12 protein-coding genes and 2 tRNA genes are annotated in these 13,728 nt (G+C 37.9%); 4 read left to right on the plus strand and 10 right to left on the minus strand.

Going from position 1 to position 13,728, the window contains the following annotated elements; translation table 11 throughout:
- Positions 1 to 63 precede the first annotated feature (63 nt).
- On the plus strand, positions 64 to 2,259 hold the full coding sequence (locus T478_RS07910; RefSeq protein WP_146150873.1) for a DUF2341 domain-containing protein: 2,196 nt from the start codon (positions 64 to 66) through the stop codon (positions 2,257 to 2,259).
- A gap of 32 nt (positions 2,260 to 2,291) precedes the next feature.
- On the plus strand, positions 2,292 to 2,894 hold the full coding sequence (gene pyrE / locus T478_RS05675) for an orotate phosphoribosyltransferase (protein WP_048105896.1): 603 nt from the start codon (positions 2,292 to 2,294) through the stop codon (positions 2,892 to 2,894).
- Between the two features lie 99 nt (positions 2,895 to 2,993).
- On the opposite strand, the gene T478_RS05680 is transcribed toward pyrE, so the two are convergent.
- Positions 2,994 to 3,067: transfer RNA gene (locus T478_RS05680), tRNA-Ile, on the minus strand.
- Between the two features lie 38 nt (positions 3,068 to 3,105).
- Positions 3,106 to 3,741, minus strand: a complete 636-nt coding sequence (locus T478_RS05685; protein WP_048105898.1) for an iron-containing redox enzyme family protein — start codon at positions 3,739 to 3,741, stop codon at positions 3,106 to 3,108.
- Positions 3,742 to 3,819: 78 nt separating this feature from the next.
- Between T478_RS05685 and T478_RS05690 the strand changes: the two genes are divergently transcribed.
- Positions 3,820 to 3,894, plus strand: a tRNA-Glu gene (locus T478_RS05690).
- A 52-nt stretch (positions 3,895 to 3,946) separates the two neighbouring features.
- Positions 3,947 to 4,798: a polyprenyl synthetase family protein gene (locus tag T478_RS05695; RefSeq protein WP_048105901.1), complete on the plus strand. Its 852-nt coding sequence runs from the start codon at positions 3,947 to 3,949 to the stop codon at positions 4,796 to 4,798.
- Here T478_RS05695 and T478_RS05700 read toward each other — a convergent pair.
- From T478_RS05700 to T478_RS05735, 8 genes are read right to left on the minus strand one after another with little or no spacing between them, the layout of a single operon-like run.
- Positions 4,788 to 6,269, minus strand: coding sequence for an NADH-quinone oxidoreductase subunit N (locus T478_RS05700; RefSeq protein WP_048107008.1), 1,482 nt, complete (start codon positions 6,267 to 6,269; stop codon positions 4,788 to 4,790). The two genes, T478_RS05695 and T478_RS05700, sit on opposite strands and share 11 nt — an antisense overlap.
- Positions 6,270 to 6,278: 9 nt before the next feature.
- Positions 6,279 to 8,351, minus strand: coding sequence for an NADH-quinone oxidoreductase subunit 5 family protein (locus T478_RS05705; RefSeq protein ID WP_048105903.1), 2,073 nt, complete (start codon positions 8,349 to 8,351; stop codon positions 6,279 to 6,281).
- A gap of 3 nt (positions 8,352 to 8,354) precedes the next feature.
- Entirely contained in the window at positions 8,355 to 9,911 is a 1,557-nt protein-coding gene (locus tag T478_RS05710; protein ID WP_048105905.1) for a complex I subunit 4 family protein, read from the minus strand.
- Positions 9,911 to 10,216: an NADH-quinone oxidoreductase subunit NuoK gene (nuoK, locus tag T478_RS05715; protein WP_048105907.1), complete on the minus strand. Its 306-nt coding sequence runs from the start codon at positions 10,214 to 10,216 to the stop codon at positions 9,911 to 9,913. The genes T478_RS05710 and nuoK overlap by 1 nt, the downstream gene beginning before the upstream one ends.
- Positions 10,206 to 10,712: an NADH-quinone oxidoreductase subunit J family protein gene (locus T478_RS05720; protein WP_048105910.1), complete on the minus strand. Its 507-nt coding sequence runs from the start codon at positions 10,710 to 10,712 to the stop codon at positions 10,206 to 10,208. Before T478_RS05720 ends, nuoK begins: the two co-directional genes overlap by 11 nt.
- Positions 10,705 to 11,202 (minus strand): 4Fe-4S binding protein, encoded by a 498-nt coding sequence (locus tag T478_RS05725; RefSeq protein WP_048105914.1) that lies wholly within the window; start codon positions 11,200 to 11,202, stop codon positions 10,705 to 10,707. Before T478_RS05725 ends, T478_RS05720 begins: the two co-directional genes overlap by 8 nt.
- Positions 11,202 to 12,578, minus strand: a complete 1,377-nt coding sequence (locus T478_RS05730; protein WP_048105916.1) for a complex I subunit 1/NuoH family protein — start codon at positions 12,576 to 12,578, stop codon at positions 11,202 to 11,204. The genes T478_RS05725 and T478_RS05730 overlap by 1 nt, the downstream gene beginning before the upstream one ends.
- The gene (locus tag T478_RS05735; RefSeq protein WP_048105918.1) at positions 12,579 to 13,727 is read right to left on the minus strand and encodes an NADH-quinone oxidoreductase subunit D; all 1,149 of its coding nucleotides are present in this window, start codon (positions 13,725 to 13,727) and stop codon (positions 12,579 to 12,581) included.
- Between the last annotated feature and the right edge of the window lies 1 nt (position 13,728).

Consider the following 13,728-nt stretch of genomic DNA (forward strand, 5'->3'; position numbering starts at 1 on the left):
TAAAATAAATACAGCTTTGCGAATATTTCAGATCTCTTGCAGGGTTTTCTTTTAGCTATTCTAGTGTTGACTCTAATAGTTCCAATTGGAATGAGTGATGCATTTGCAGCTGATTGGTATAGTACCTCATGGGAATATAGAAAAAAGATAGAGATTTCATTGAATAGTGAAATTAGTTCAGATTTATCTAATTTTCCAGTACTAGTATCAGTAATTGATTCAGATTTTATCAAAGCAACAGAGAGTGATGGAACAGACATCATATTTACCGCAAATGATGGGACAACAAGACTTGCACATGAAATAGAGAGATACAATACTTCTACTGGGGAAGTAATTGCATGGGTAAAGATACCAACACTTTCAGCATCAACAGGAACTGACATTTACATTTACTACAAAGGAGTAGTAGAAATTGATGCATCTAGTGTTTGGGATGATAATTACAGATTAGTTTACCATCTAAATCAAACATCAACAGGAACTGAAAACGAGTTTTATGATGTATCAGATAACGCAAATGACGGAACAGGTGGAGGAGAAGGTGATAAAACACAAGATGAAGACAGACGACCAACACGAGCAGAAGGAAAGATTGGATATGGGCAAAGCTTTGATGGTCCAGTACAAAGAAATAGCAAACTTGAAGGAACTGGAGATTTTATTTGGACAGATTCAGTAAATAATTGGCCTGGAAATAATGGCGGTACAAGTGATAATGATGTCACAGTTGAATTTTGGATAAATGTAGACAGTGATCATGACGATGTAGACATGATGGACGTTTTTGGTTACCGTGCAGGTGGACTGCATAACGAATTCACATTATTCAAAGTTGAAAGTCTTAATCAATTTGTAAGAAATGATTCAATACATGATTCATCGGTTGATGCTGCAACATCAGATTGGACACATTTGATGATAGTCTATAATCCTGGAGGTTCAAGTAAGATTTACCAAGATGGTGAATTAGCTGAAGAAGTGTCCGGAACTAGTGGAAATAGAGGACCAAGAGCAAATGGTAACTTTGTGTTAGGTGCAGAAATTGATAGTACAACGCGTGTAAACAATGAGTTAGTAGGCGATATGGATGAATTTAGAATTTCAGATGGTATTCGTTCAGCAGATTGGGCAGCAGCATCCTATGCTACACAAAACAGTCCTAGTACATATCTGACATTAAATTGTGAGGAAAATTCAACAACAAAAAATTGTGATGATCCAGATACAGCAAAAGATCGAAGTGGAGCATGTGGTTTTGACAGAGATTGTACTCCACCAAGAATTACAAACCATGGAGAATCAGAAACTCCTGATGGATTTTCCATAAACAATAATGTTTTTGAAGAAAATCAAGAACTATTCAACAAGAATCCAACCATACAAGGAACTGTTGGAGAACCGGTAACAATCAAGGTCAGAGCATGGGAAAACATGGGAACTGATAAGATTACTTTGGCAATCGCATATCTTGCAATGCACGATGAAAAACCAGATTGGAGAGATTCTACTGCATTTATTGAATATCACATAGCGAAAAATCAAGTAATGTATCAAGATGATGACGATATTTTTCTACTAACAGGTGCATCGTCTGAAAAAGTAGAAGATCCATACGGAGATAATGGAGCTTTAGAATTGTTGGACATTACATTTACCATAATCTTTGCAAAGCCAATGGAGTCATCTCATATTGGAATACAGACTATAGACCACATAACAAACTATGATTTGGTATACTTTGAAAATGCCTTGGAAATTTTACCGAAAGAGATTGTAGAGGTTGAAGAAGTACCTGATGTTGTACCTGAAGAGGTTCCTGAGTCACAACCTAAAGTAATTCCTGAAGAAATACCAGAACCTGAGCCACCAGTAAAAGAACCTGAACCTGAAGTAATGTTAACAGCAACTGATCAGAAAACTGTTCTAGAATTTGTTGATGAGAACATGCCAGCAAAACATTACGTAAAACGATACATCACAGAAACTGAATACAAGGAATGGTTTGATGTAAACTATTCAGAGTACAAGTTCTGGGAGGGAATTGGAATTACACAAGAGAGATTTGATCAAATAGTTCTAGAGATTCAATCAGAACCTAAACCAAAGATGGTACAAACAGGATTTGTGTTAGTTCCTGATGATCAAAAGTCATTACCATTAGTAGAAGAAACGTTTGAGCCTGAACCAGCAGAGTTAGAGCCTGTCAAAGAAGAGAAAAAGGGATTCTTTGACTGGTTGTTTGCACTATTTGGCTAACATATATTGAATACAATTATCTAACCTTCAGTATGGAATTTGCTAAAGAATTTTCAGCATTTCTTTATGAGAAAAAGATCATTAGATTTGGAGATTTCACACTTGCAAGCGGGAAAAAGAGTCCATATTACATTGATTTGAGACTAGTTCCAAGCTTTCCAATTTACTATAGAAAAATGATTAAAGGATTACAAAACTTGATTGCCGAAGACATTGGATTTGAAAACTTTCACTCACTTGTATCAGTTCCAACAGGAGGACTAGTAGTTGCAGCATCACTTGCAACTGAAATTCTAAAACCTCTCATCTATGTTAGAAAACAAGCAAAGGAACATGGAACAGGAAAAGCAGTTGAAGGTGTAATTTGTCACGACATGAAACTGTTAATGATTGAAGATGTTGTTACAAGCGGCGGTTCAGTAATCAACGCAATAAAATCAATCAAAGAAGAAAAGATGGTTGTGACTGATGCGTATGCAGTAGTTGACAGAATGGAAGGAGCAACTGAAGCATTACAAGCAGAAGGCGTAAAACTTCACAGTCTTTTAACAATCAAAGATATTGCTGAAAGTTTGTTTGAGCAAAAATTAATCTCAGAAGATGTACTAAAACAGGTTCAAGATAGAGTAAATTGAGGCAGCTCAGTCAAATGCCTTTACATCATTAATCAGGTATAACTCTGATTCTTCATTGCAGCCAATACAGCTACATCATAGCTGGAATTAAAATTTTAGTGGGCCCGATGGGCTTCGATCCCATGGCTCCTCGGTTATGAGCCGAGTACTCTACTAGGCTGAGTTACGGGCCCTAGGAAAAAATAATTTCAACTTAGTAAAAAGTGTTAGATTAGCAGTAAGACTCGTAACAACTGTCTAACAAGAGATTTTGTGCTGCAACAGATTTTTCGGCCGTTGTTAACATCACTGAATCATCAATTGAAGTATTATTGATAATTTTTTGCCAGGATGCTGCATGTCTAATGTCAGCAGTCATGTGTTCTTCAAAGTATTCTGTTGCATCTTTTGTATCGATACCGTAGAATTCTTTCAATCCTTCTAATTTAGTTTGACTTACTTTAGGAATTTCTTTTTCAAATGCATACATTGCACATGCACCATTATCAAAGGAGTCCATTAGTGAACCTAAATTGGATACTGCCCTATTGGTTTTCTCAAGACCTTCATAGCCTTGTAGTTCGGATTCAGAAATTCCCATAGAACCTGCAAATTTCTCCCATAGAGGAATATGCTCTGATTCTTCTTTCATATTCTGAACTAATTCGTCTTTCATATCAGAAGATGCATCATTTACCATTGGTTCCATGAATTGTGGGACCTGTTTCACTAATTGATAATATTCTTTTGAATAACCTTTGAGTGAATCTAGTTCCAGTTTTCCATCAGACCACATCTCGTAAAATGGATGTTTGAGTAAACTTTTGTCTTCAATGATTTGATCGATTCGTTTGATTAAAGAACCCATGATTGATGTTCTTGAAATTAGGATAAAAAAGCTTGTGATTACAAAAAGTTTTATGGATTAGAAGAGCCGGAATTTTAAGCTCCTGTAGTGTAGTCCGGTCAAGCATTTAGGCCTTTCACGCCTGAGACTCGGGTTCGAATCCCGACGGGAGCATACAATTCTAAAGTTTAATATGTTATTTCAGAAAATTTTGATTAGATAATTTTTGGACCGAAAAAATATAGAAATTAATCCGCTTTTAGAAGTTTACAGCAAGTACATTGAGAAGATAGATTCTGCATTAGACAAAGAGTTGGAACTATACTCTGAATCAGAGTTTTGTGAACCTCTAAAATATGCATTAGAGGGAGGTAAACGAATTAGACCAATCATTACACTTCTGGCAGCCGAATCTGTTGGTCAGATTGATGAAAACGTCTATGCAGGTGCATGTGCAATTGAACTACTCCACACTGAATCAGTCATTCATGACGATATCATAGATAATGAAACTCAGAGAAGACACAAGGATCCATTTCATATCAAATATGGATACAACACAAGTGTTCTAACAGGAGACTTTGTTTTGGGATTAATTCTAAACATTTCATCCAGATTAGACAAAGCAAGAGTTACAAAAGATTTGGCAACAGCTGCAATGCTAATGAGTGAAGGAGAAGTTTTAGAAGGAAAACTAGAAGAAAGTGAAGACGTAACATTTGAAGATTACATCAAGGTAATGGATTACAAAACTGCAACTGCCTTTGAGATGGCAGCAAAATTAGGCGCAGTTATTGGCGGAGGAAGTGAAGAAGAGATTTCAGGATTAGCCGAATATGGAAAAAACATTGGAATTGCATATCAGATTAAAGATGATTTGATGGATTGGAAAAATGAGGACAAATTATTCAATTTACTAGTTAAGAAAAGTTCAGACCCTAGAGTAGTTTTCAACAAGATGGAAGAGTTGTTGAAATCTTATGCAGAAAAAGCATCAGAAAGTCTAAGAAAGATTAGAGATTCTGATTCAAAACACAACTTGGAAGAACTAGTAAGTTTCACAGATTTTAAGGCATAACTGCAGTCATTGAAGGCGTAACCATTTCTGCAAATTGTATGATTGGTTCTGGATAAACACCAATTGTTACCATAAAGATTACAGAGAATATCATTACACCTATAATTGATGCAGGTTCTTTGACACGTTTTTCTGTTTCACCTTCAAAGTACATCTTTCGTATAATCCAACCATAGTATGCTAGAGATAATGCACTGTTCAATACTCCAGCTATTGCAAGCCATGGAGCCCACCATACAACACTTGTTGCATCAATAGCAGAACCAAACAACATAAGCTTACTCCAGAATCCGTTAAGTGGTGGAACACCAGCTAATGCAAGTAATGATATGACAAGACCAAACGCGGTGATTGGCATTTTTCTACCAAGTCCCTTGATTTTATCTAAATGTACAATTCCAAGTGTTGTAACAATTCCTGCTATTGCAATAAATGCTGCACCTTTCATTACAGCATGATTTAGAATGTGGAATAATGATGCCTGTAATCCTAATCCGGTGAACGGCGCAAGTGATATACCAATTAAGATGTAACCTGCATGACCAATACTGGAGTATGCAAGCATTCTTGTGAGATTCTTTTGCATGATTGCTGCAATGTTACCAATTGTCATAGTCATTATGGCAATTACTCCTAGCGCTAATGTCCAGTCAAGATTTAGTGCCGCAGCACCCATAATTACAACTCTTAATGCAGCAGCAAATCCTGCTTTTTTAGTTCCTGCAGCAAGTAATGCGGTGATTGGTGTTGGTGCACCTTCGTATGTATCTGGTAACCACATGTGGAATGGAACAAGTCCCATTTTGAACCCAAATCCAGCAATGAACATACCAATTGCAAGTAAGCCAATCGGAAGCATGTCTGGAGATAGATTTGAAAATCCGTAAATGACATCACCGATGTTTGTAGAACCGGTAATTCCGTATGCAAGTGAGATACCGTATATGATAATTCCAGAAGATAGTGCTCCGAACAAAAAGTACTTGATGGCTGCTTCGTTTGATGATGGATCTTTCTTGTTATATCCTGCAAGGATGTATGTTGGAATACTCATCAACTCCCATGCTACAAATAACATAACCAGGTCTGTTGAAAATGCAATCAAGACCATACCAATACTTGAAAGTAAAATTAATGAGAAGTAAATTGCCGGATTAGATTTATTTCTCATGTAATTGAAAGAACCGGCAACTGCCATTATTGATACAATGAGCATTGCAATTGCAAAGAATGAGCCAAATCCATCATCAACTAAAACATCGCTGGAGAAGATAGCTGCATCTGCAACAGAGTCTGTATAGAATCGGTAAATTACATAACCAAGAGATATGAGTAATGCACCAAATGCAATTAATCCATAGAATGTAGAACTTCCACGTTCTCTTCTTAGAACGTTAATGACAGGAATAATCATGCCAGCAACGCCTAGTATAACCATTAGAATAATTGGAGTAGAAGTTAGTTCGATCATCATAAACACCTATAGTAACAATATCAAGACTACGAAAAGCAGTCCAGCTCCAAATATGTAAAGATAAGATTGTGATACACCGGTTTGTGTTCCTTGAACAACTCTAGCACTCCAACCTACAGCCTTCTCAAATCCGATATTCATTCCAGTATCGATTGCTGTTTGTTCAAAGTATCTCCAGATTCCGCGTGCGGCCCAAAGTGGTGCAACTACAAATCCCCAATAAACAAATGCGTTGAGATACCATCTGTTCAAGAAGAGTTTATGCATTGAGTAAAAGAAGATGTTAGAGTTTACGAATTTGACAGGATCTACCCATCTTCCGATATAGAAGATATATCCAAGTCCAAATCCCGTAGCAAATGCAACTAGTGATGCTCCAAGTGCAACTGGGTTAAGTCCTGAAAGGAATCCAGGTAATACAGATTCTTCTCCGTAATAGTGAGATGATTCGATTCCAAATGAGTGTACAAGATATTCCTCAAATAGATGGTGCAATTCCTCTTCTGCAGATAATCCGATTAATCCAATTCCAATTGTTAATACAGCAAGAATTCCGTATGGAATCCACATTGATTTTGGTGCTTCGTGGATGTGATGACCTTCACTTTCCATCTTTTCAATGTGTTTGCTGTTCTTTCCAAAGAAAACCATTCCAATCATTCTTGTTGTATAGAATGCTGTAATGATTGCAGTCAAAACTGCGATGATGAATAACGGTAATGCCCATTCATTTCCAGATTCATAAACGGTAGCAAAGATTGCATCCTTACTCCAGAATCCTGTTGTAATGAATGGTGCGCCCATTAATCCAAGTCCTGCAGCCCACATGAACGCATACGTCTTTTTCATCTGTTTCTTCAGTCCACCCATGTCTGTCATGAATCTAGAACCTACAACATGCAGTAGAGAACCTGCTGCCATGAAGAGAGATGCTTTGAACATTGCGTGAGATATTAAGTGGAAGAATCCAGCTGTATAGCCATCAACATATTGATGTGATAAACCTGCAACACCAAGGGCTAACATCATGTAACCAATTTGTGAACCAGTTGAGTATGCCAAAACTTTCTTAATTTCGGGGTTGACCATTCCTTGAGTTGCAAGTAATAATGCAGTGATTGCACCAACCCAGGCAACAATTTCAAAGAATTGGTCAGCCAAGATTCCTGCTGCTGCTAATGCAAATACAATTGGTCCAATTCTTGCAACCAAGAAGACACCAGCCTTTACCATTGTTGCTGCATGAATTAATGCAGATACAGCAGTAGGACCGGTCATAGCCTCTAAGAGCCATTCGTTAAGTGGGAATTGTGCAGATTTACCCATTGCACCACCAAATAGTAAAACAAATGCAGGTACTAACAGACCCTGAGCAGACATTTCAACTGCCCAAGCAGTATCACCAACTAGCTCTCTAAAGCCAAAGGTTCCTGCAAACATGAAGAGAAGTAACATTCCTGAAAGCATCATTACATCACCAACTTTGGTCATGATGAAAGCCTTCATTCCGGCATGTGTTGGTGAAAAGTATTCCATTACTCCTAACACAGAACGACCTTCTTGTCCAACATGATCCTTCTTTTTATCACGATACCAAAAGCTGATCAGAGCATATGACGCCAAACCTACTCCTTCCCATCCAAAGAAGACCTGTAATAGATTATCAGATAGTATGATGAGTTGCATGGAACCGATGAAGAACATCATCCAGAACCAGAATCTTGTAATATCTTTGTCTCCTTTCATGTAACCTGTACTGTAACACATGATAAGGAAGGAAATCCATCCTACGACATTTGACATGATAACTGAGAGAGGATCTGCAAGAACACCTGCTTTGAGACCGATAGCATCAATCCACATAATTTGGTGATGAATCTCATGTGCACCAAGTGCCATTGGGAATAATGTTGCAGCAGAGATTGCACTCATTGCTGCAAATGCAACAGCAACTCTACCAGTAGTTAATTTTGAAAATTTACCAACTGCTGGAATTATCATGGCTGCTGCAAATGGAAGTATCCAGATTAACCAGACGTTTAATTCACTTACAGGAATTCCAAAGAAATCGTATGCCATAGTCTAAACCCCCATTACTCCCTGCATGTAAGGCATAATCTTTCCAAGGAACACGTCAGGATAAATTCCGACAACAATAGTAAAGCCGGCAAGAACCATCATCGGTGCCAACATGTACCAACTTCCTTCTTTGACATTTTGTAAATTCTCAGGTAATTTTCCAAAGAATACTCGTTTGAGCATCCATAGAATGTACGACATTGTTAATGCAGTAGCAATTAATCCTAATGCAAACATGAGACTTCGTATATCGTTTCCTTCTGAAACTGCTGTTTCTAATGCACCATAGAAGACCATCCATTCTCCCATGAATCCACTTGTTGGTGGAATTCCCATTATTGTTAAACCGCCAATTACTGCACAGACTGCGGTGATTGGCATTTTGCTTGCAAGTCCACCGAGTTTCTTGAAACTTCTTGTTCCTACTTGAACGATAATTACACCTGCGGTCATGAACAAGAGTCCTTTACCTAAACCGTGAGAGATGTACATCATTTCAGCACCGGCAAGACCGTATGTTGAAAATGAACCAATGGCAAATAGAAGATAACCCATCTGACTTATACTAGAATATGCAAGCATTCGTTTGAAATCGTCTTGCATGAGCGCCATGGCGCCACCATAGAACATTGTAACAACACCCCAGATGTTTAGCATGATGGAAATGTCGCCGTATGTCTGCGGCAGGAACTCTACAATTAATCTGAATAATCCATATGCACCAATTCCGATCATTGCAGGAGAAAGTAACGCACTGATTGGCGTTGGTGCCGCACCGTGCGCATAAGGCAGCCAAACGTGGAAGACAAATGCTGCAAGTTTTACACCTAATCCTAGGATAATAGCAACAGCTGAAACCACAAGTATGTCTGGGTCAATTTCAGCTTCTACAATATCTACAAAGTCAAAGCTTCCAACACTTAGACCGATTGCCAAGAAACCAAGTAATAGAACAACGGCTCCAACATGGGTCCAAAACAAGAACTGTAAAGCAATTCTGCGTCTATTTCCGTCTCCGTAAAAGGCAACTAAGAAAAATGATGGTATAAGCATGACTTCGAAAAATATGTAAAATTCAATTAGGTTTGTAGATAAGACGGTTCCAAGCATTCCCATTGCAAATACCAAAAACATTGCAAAGTAGAGACCAGATTGTCGGTTGACATATGTCTTTAATGCGGCAGAATCAACTACTGCAGTTGTTTGACCATCAGTAGTTGTGTTTTGATGATAGTGTTCTTTGAATAATTCTTCAAATTTGTGAACCATGTATGGTTTTGAATACAAAGCAAGAACTGTACACAATACGTAGATGATGATTGCAAATGGTGTTGCAAGTCCATCAAGTAAGAAACCAAATTCTCCAAACATTGTAGTCCATGGATAATGTTCTTCGTATGTTCCTCCAAGTGATGCATTAATCAGTATTACAGTGCAGTAAAGAAGTAAACCGAAGGTAAACCAGGTTGCAAGATTAGGACCGTAGTTTCTTCCAATTATGTAAGCAACTGGAGACAGTAACAGTGGTAAAAATACCGCCTGTAGAAGAACAAATTCCATTATCCTTTCAAGCTCCTAAAGTCTGCAATATCGACATTTTTGTACATACGATATGCTACAATGATTAATGCAAGTCCTACTGCAACTTCTGCTGCAGCAATTGCAATTGAGAATAATGCAAGTGTTTGTCCACCACTGTGTGGCATAAATCTAGCAAATGCAACAAGATTAAGATTTGCTGCATTAACAATAATTTCAACTGCAAATAACATTCGAATTGCGTTTCGTTTTACCGCTAAACCGTAAATTCCGATACCCAATAAGGCAATGGATACCAATACAAATTCAATTAACTCATTGCTCATTTTCTATTGTATCCTCTCTTCTTGCTAAGACTAATGCGCCCATGACAGAGCCTGCTAAAATTAAAGCCATCAAGATTAATGCAGGCCAGTAATATGTGAGAAAGTCACCACCAATTTCTCTAAAGTCAACAGGGTCAGAGTCAGTAGTTATTGTTTTAATTCCAGAGTCCATAATGATTGCACCTAGTGCAAGAATTGTAATCAACATTAAACCAATTCCAGCAAATTTTCTTTTCGGGTCTTCAATTTTTTTGAATATTAGTTCTCGTTTCACGAGCATTACAGTAAATAAGATAAGAACGGCAATTGAGCCAACGTAAACTGCCAATTGGAACATGGCAACAAATGGAGAATCTAACATTACATAGAAACCTGCAACACCGCCGAGGGTTCCCATTAAAGCAATTGAACCGTAAACAAGTGAACGCATTTCAAGTGCTGCGATTGCAGAGCCGATTGTTAATACAGAAATAGCTAAGAACAGAGCATCAGCCATGTCTGGCGCCCCGTTTATCGATAATGAGCTCTGAATCCTGCTGAACTTGTGGTTTCACTTGTAGTTGTGCAGGTGTGTAGATCAAGCCTTCCTTAGTAAATGATGATAGTTCGTAGTCATTTGACATGTATAATGCATAAAATGGACATGCGTCAACACACAATCCACAAAAGACACATTTTCCGTAGTCAATTTGTGGCATGATTGATTTTGCATTTTGTCCCCACTTGTCTGGAACTTTGACCATTCCAATTGCTTCAGCGACGCCTTCACATGCAATAGAACATAGTTGGCATCCAGTACAATGATCATGAAATAGCATATGTCTTCCTTTTAGTCCTGCAATAGCAACACCAGATGAAGGATCAAACTGATATCCATCTCCAACAAATTTCAATTTTTGTTCAGGATATCTTAAAGTGAAACGTTTTACGGCTAAGTGTTTAACTCCAGAGTTTAATGCTTTGATAATTCCAGTTGCTGTTCCCATTACAATATTCCTCCAGGTCCAAGTACTCCAGCGTACACCAATCCGAGTGCAATAAAGATGTTAACGAAGGATAAACCAATTAGTTTGTACCAACCAATGTGTAACAACATATCAAGTCTAATTCTTGGGAAAACACCCCTTGGTAGTAAGATAAAGAAAATTACTCCAACCGTTTTTAGTACAAACCAGAACACTCCACTGATTAATAGCTGCCCGCTTGTATACTGCAGTTCACCCTGCTGCTGCTTCACCCATTCATTAGGATCTGCATCAAAAATAGGCAAACCAGGAGCAAAAACTGTTAGTACAGGATCACCAGCATAGTTTGGAATTGGTGTTCCTTTCGTAATTAATTCAGTGTCTAATGGAGGCCAGAATACTGGACCGGTCCATCCACCTAAGAAAATTATTACAAATAATGCTGCAAATGCATATAATTTGAGATATGAACCCAATTGAACTAATCCATACATCATTCCAGAAAATTCTGTTAACCATCCAGCAACAATTTCACTTTCTGCTTCTGGAAGATCAAATGGAATTCTTTCTAGTTCAGCTAACATTGTAGTAAAGAAAACAATTGCGCCAATTGGCATGAATATAATCCACGGGAAGCTACTTTGTGATTCAACAATTTCACTGAGGTTTAACGTACCAGTTAAGATTACAACACCAAGAAGAGATAAGATTAGAGGAATTTCAAATGATACCATTTGATGTAATGCACGAATTCCACCAATGAACGGGAACTTGCTGTTAGCAGACCATGCAGAAAGAATTGTAATGATTGGGAAAAATCCAATTACAGCAAAAACTGCAAGTAGACCAACATCCAAATCTGCAACAACCCAACCACCAGGTGCAACAGGAATTAATGCAACAAATGCTGCAGCTGTGCCAACAAACAATACCGGTGCTGCCCAGAATAATGGTTTGTCAGCTTTTGCAGGGATGATAATTTCTTTTGAGATAAGTTTCAAGCCATCTCCTGCTAGTTGCAAGATACCTTCGACTTTACCACAATAAAATGGACCTACACGAAGTTGGAGTTTTGCCAACATTTTTCTTTCAACAAAAATAGTTCCAGCCGCTATGAGTGCTGCAAAACCAAATCCAGGAAATGCTACAATTCTAAATAAATCAGAGTAAATGAGAGCTTTAATCAGTGGAATCTGCATTGTCGGGTTAAACAGCCATGTAAATGCCAAGAAAGCAGTTAGGAGCTCACCGTCAATTACTGGTAAGTCCATGTAGAACAGTACAATTTGGATTGCAGGAATTCCTGCAAGTGTTACAATTGTTAAAATCCAAAATGCATTATCAAAAATTCCTTTAAGGAAATATCCAAGACGGAATTTTGGTGCAATAACAGACATTTATCGGTCAGCCTCCACAGGCCAATAGTTTAGACTCCAGTAAACTGCTGGCATGTTTCCAAGTTTTTCGCCCTTTAGCAAGTATGGTAATGCAATTAAATTTCTAAAAGAACCAACGCTAAGTTTTAGACGATATGGTTCAGGTTTTTCTTTTGAAATAATATAACAACCTGCTGCACCTCTTCCGCTTTCAACTCTACGATAAACTTCACCTAACTTTCCTTTTGGATTTGGTTTGAGTTTTGTTCTAATTGAACCAGACTTTGGCATTTTCTCTAATGCTTGTCTAATGATGTTACAGCTCTCCAACATGTCAAGCCATGGAACTTTTGAGCGTGCATATGAATCACCTGCTTTTAGTACATTGGTATGAACATCAAGCTCATCATAGACATCATATGGTTCTTTGACTCGAACATCATAATCAACACCACTTGCACGTAGAACAGAACCAGTTGTTCCTAAACGAATTGCATCTTCTCTAGACAATACACCGGTGTCTTCTGTTCTTGCTTTTAGAATTGGGTTATCATAAAAGATGTCAGCATATTCTTTGATACGTTTTTCAAAGTAGTTTACTTGACGAAGGCATACATCTTCAAAGTTTGCAGGTACATCGTTTCTGACACCACCTGGAATAAAGTATGCATGTGTAACTCTTGCACCTGTAATTTTTTCCATTAAATCAATTAAGAGTTCTCTATCTCCTGCAGGCCACATGAACATCGTAGAGTGTCCAAGAAATATTCCATAGATTGCAAGCCAGTATTGAATATAGATACATCTGTTTAGCTCTGCTGCAATAACACGAACATATTTTGCTCGTTCTGAAACTTCAATTCCTACCAATTCTTCAACTCCTAAGACGTATGGATACAAAATATTACAAGAATCATGAATTACTGGTCTTTCTAAGTGAGGTATGTTTGTGATGTAATTTCTTGCTTCAGCCATTTTTTCTTCGCCACGATGAACGTAACCAGGATCAGGATCTGCATCAACAATGTAATCACCATCAATTTTTACAATTATTCTCATATGTCCAGAACCAGGATGCTGTGGACCAACATTGAGAGTCATTATTCGGTCGTCTACTTTGTCAACTTGTAGACCCGGCGGCATTTGTTTTGTTGGTATTACTTCAGTCATT

Source organism: Candidatus Nitrosopelagicus brevis (genome assembly GCF_000812185.1).
Lineage (GTDB): Archaea > Thermoproteota > Nitrososphaeria > Nitrososphaerales > Nitrosopumilaceae > Nitrosopelagicus > Nitrosopelagicus brevis.

Bases quoted from the DNA above. Each gene is read 5' to 3' on its own strand.
- pyrE (WP_048105896.1), top strand. From the start codon at position 2,292: ATGGAATTTGCTAAAGAATTTTCAGCATTTCTTTATGAGAAAAAGATC.
- T478_RS05685 (WP_048105898.1), bottom strand. From the start codon at position 3,741: ATGGGTTCTTTAATCAAACGAATCGATCAAATCATTGAAGACAAAAGT.
- T478_RS05700 (WP_048107008.1), bottom strand. From the start codon at position 6,269: ATGATCGAACTAACTTCTACTCCAATTATTCTAATGGTTATACTAGGC.
- T478_RS05705 (WP_048105903.1), bottom strand. From the start codon at position 8,351: ATGGCATACGATTTCTTTGGAATTCCTGTAAGTGAATTAAACGTCTGG.
- T478_RS05710 (WP_048105905.1), bottom strand. From the start codon at position 9,911: ATGGAATTTGTTCTTCTACAGGCGGTATTTTTACCACTGTTACTGTCT.
- nuoK (WP_048105907.1), bottom strand. From the start codon at position 10,216: ATGAGCAATGAGTTAATTGAATTTGTATTGGTATCCATTGCCTTATTG.
- T478_RS05720 (WP_048105910.1), bottom strand. From the start codon at position 10,712: ATGGCTGATGCTCTGTTCTTAGCTATTTCTGTATTAACAATCGGCTCT.
- T478_RS05725 (WP_048105914.1), bottom strand. From the start codon at position 11,202: ATGGGAACAGCAACTGGAATTATCAAAGCATTAAACTCTGGAGTTAAA.
- T478_RS05730 (WP_048105916.1), bottom strand. From the start codon at position 12,578: ATGTCTGTTATTGCACCAAAATTCCGTCTTGGATATTTCCTTAAAGGA.
- T478_RS05735 (WP_048105918.1), bottom strand. From the start codon at position 13,727: ATGACTGAAGTAATACCAACAAAACAAATGCCGCCGGGTCTACAAGTT.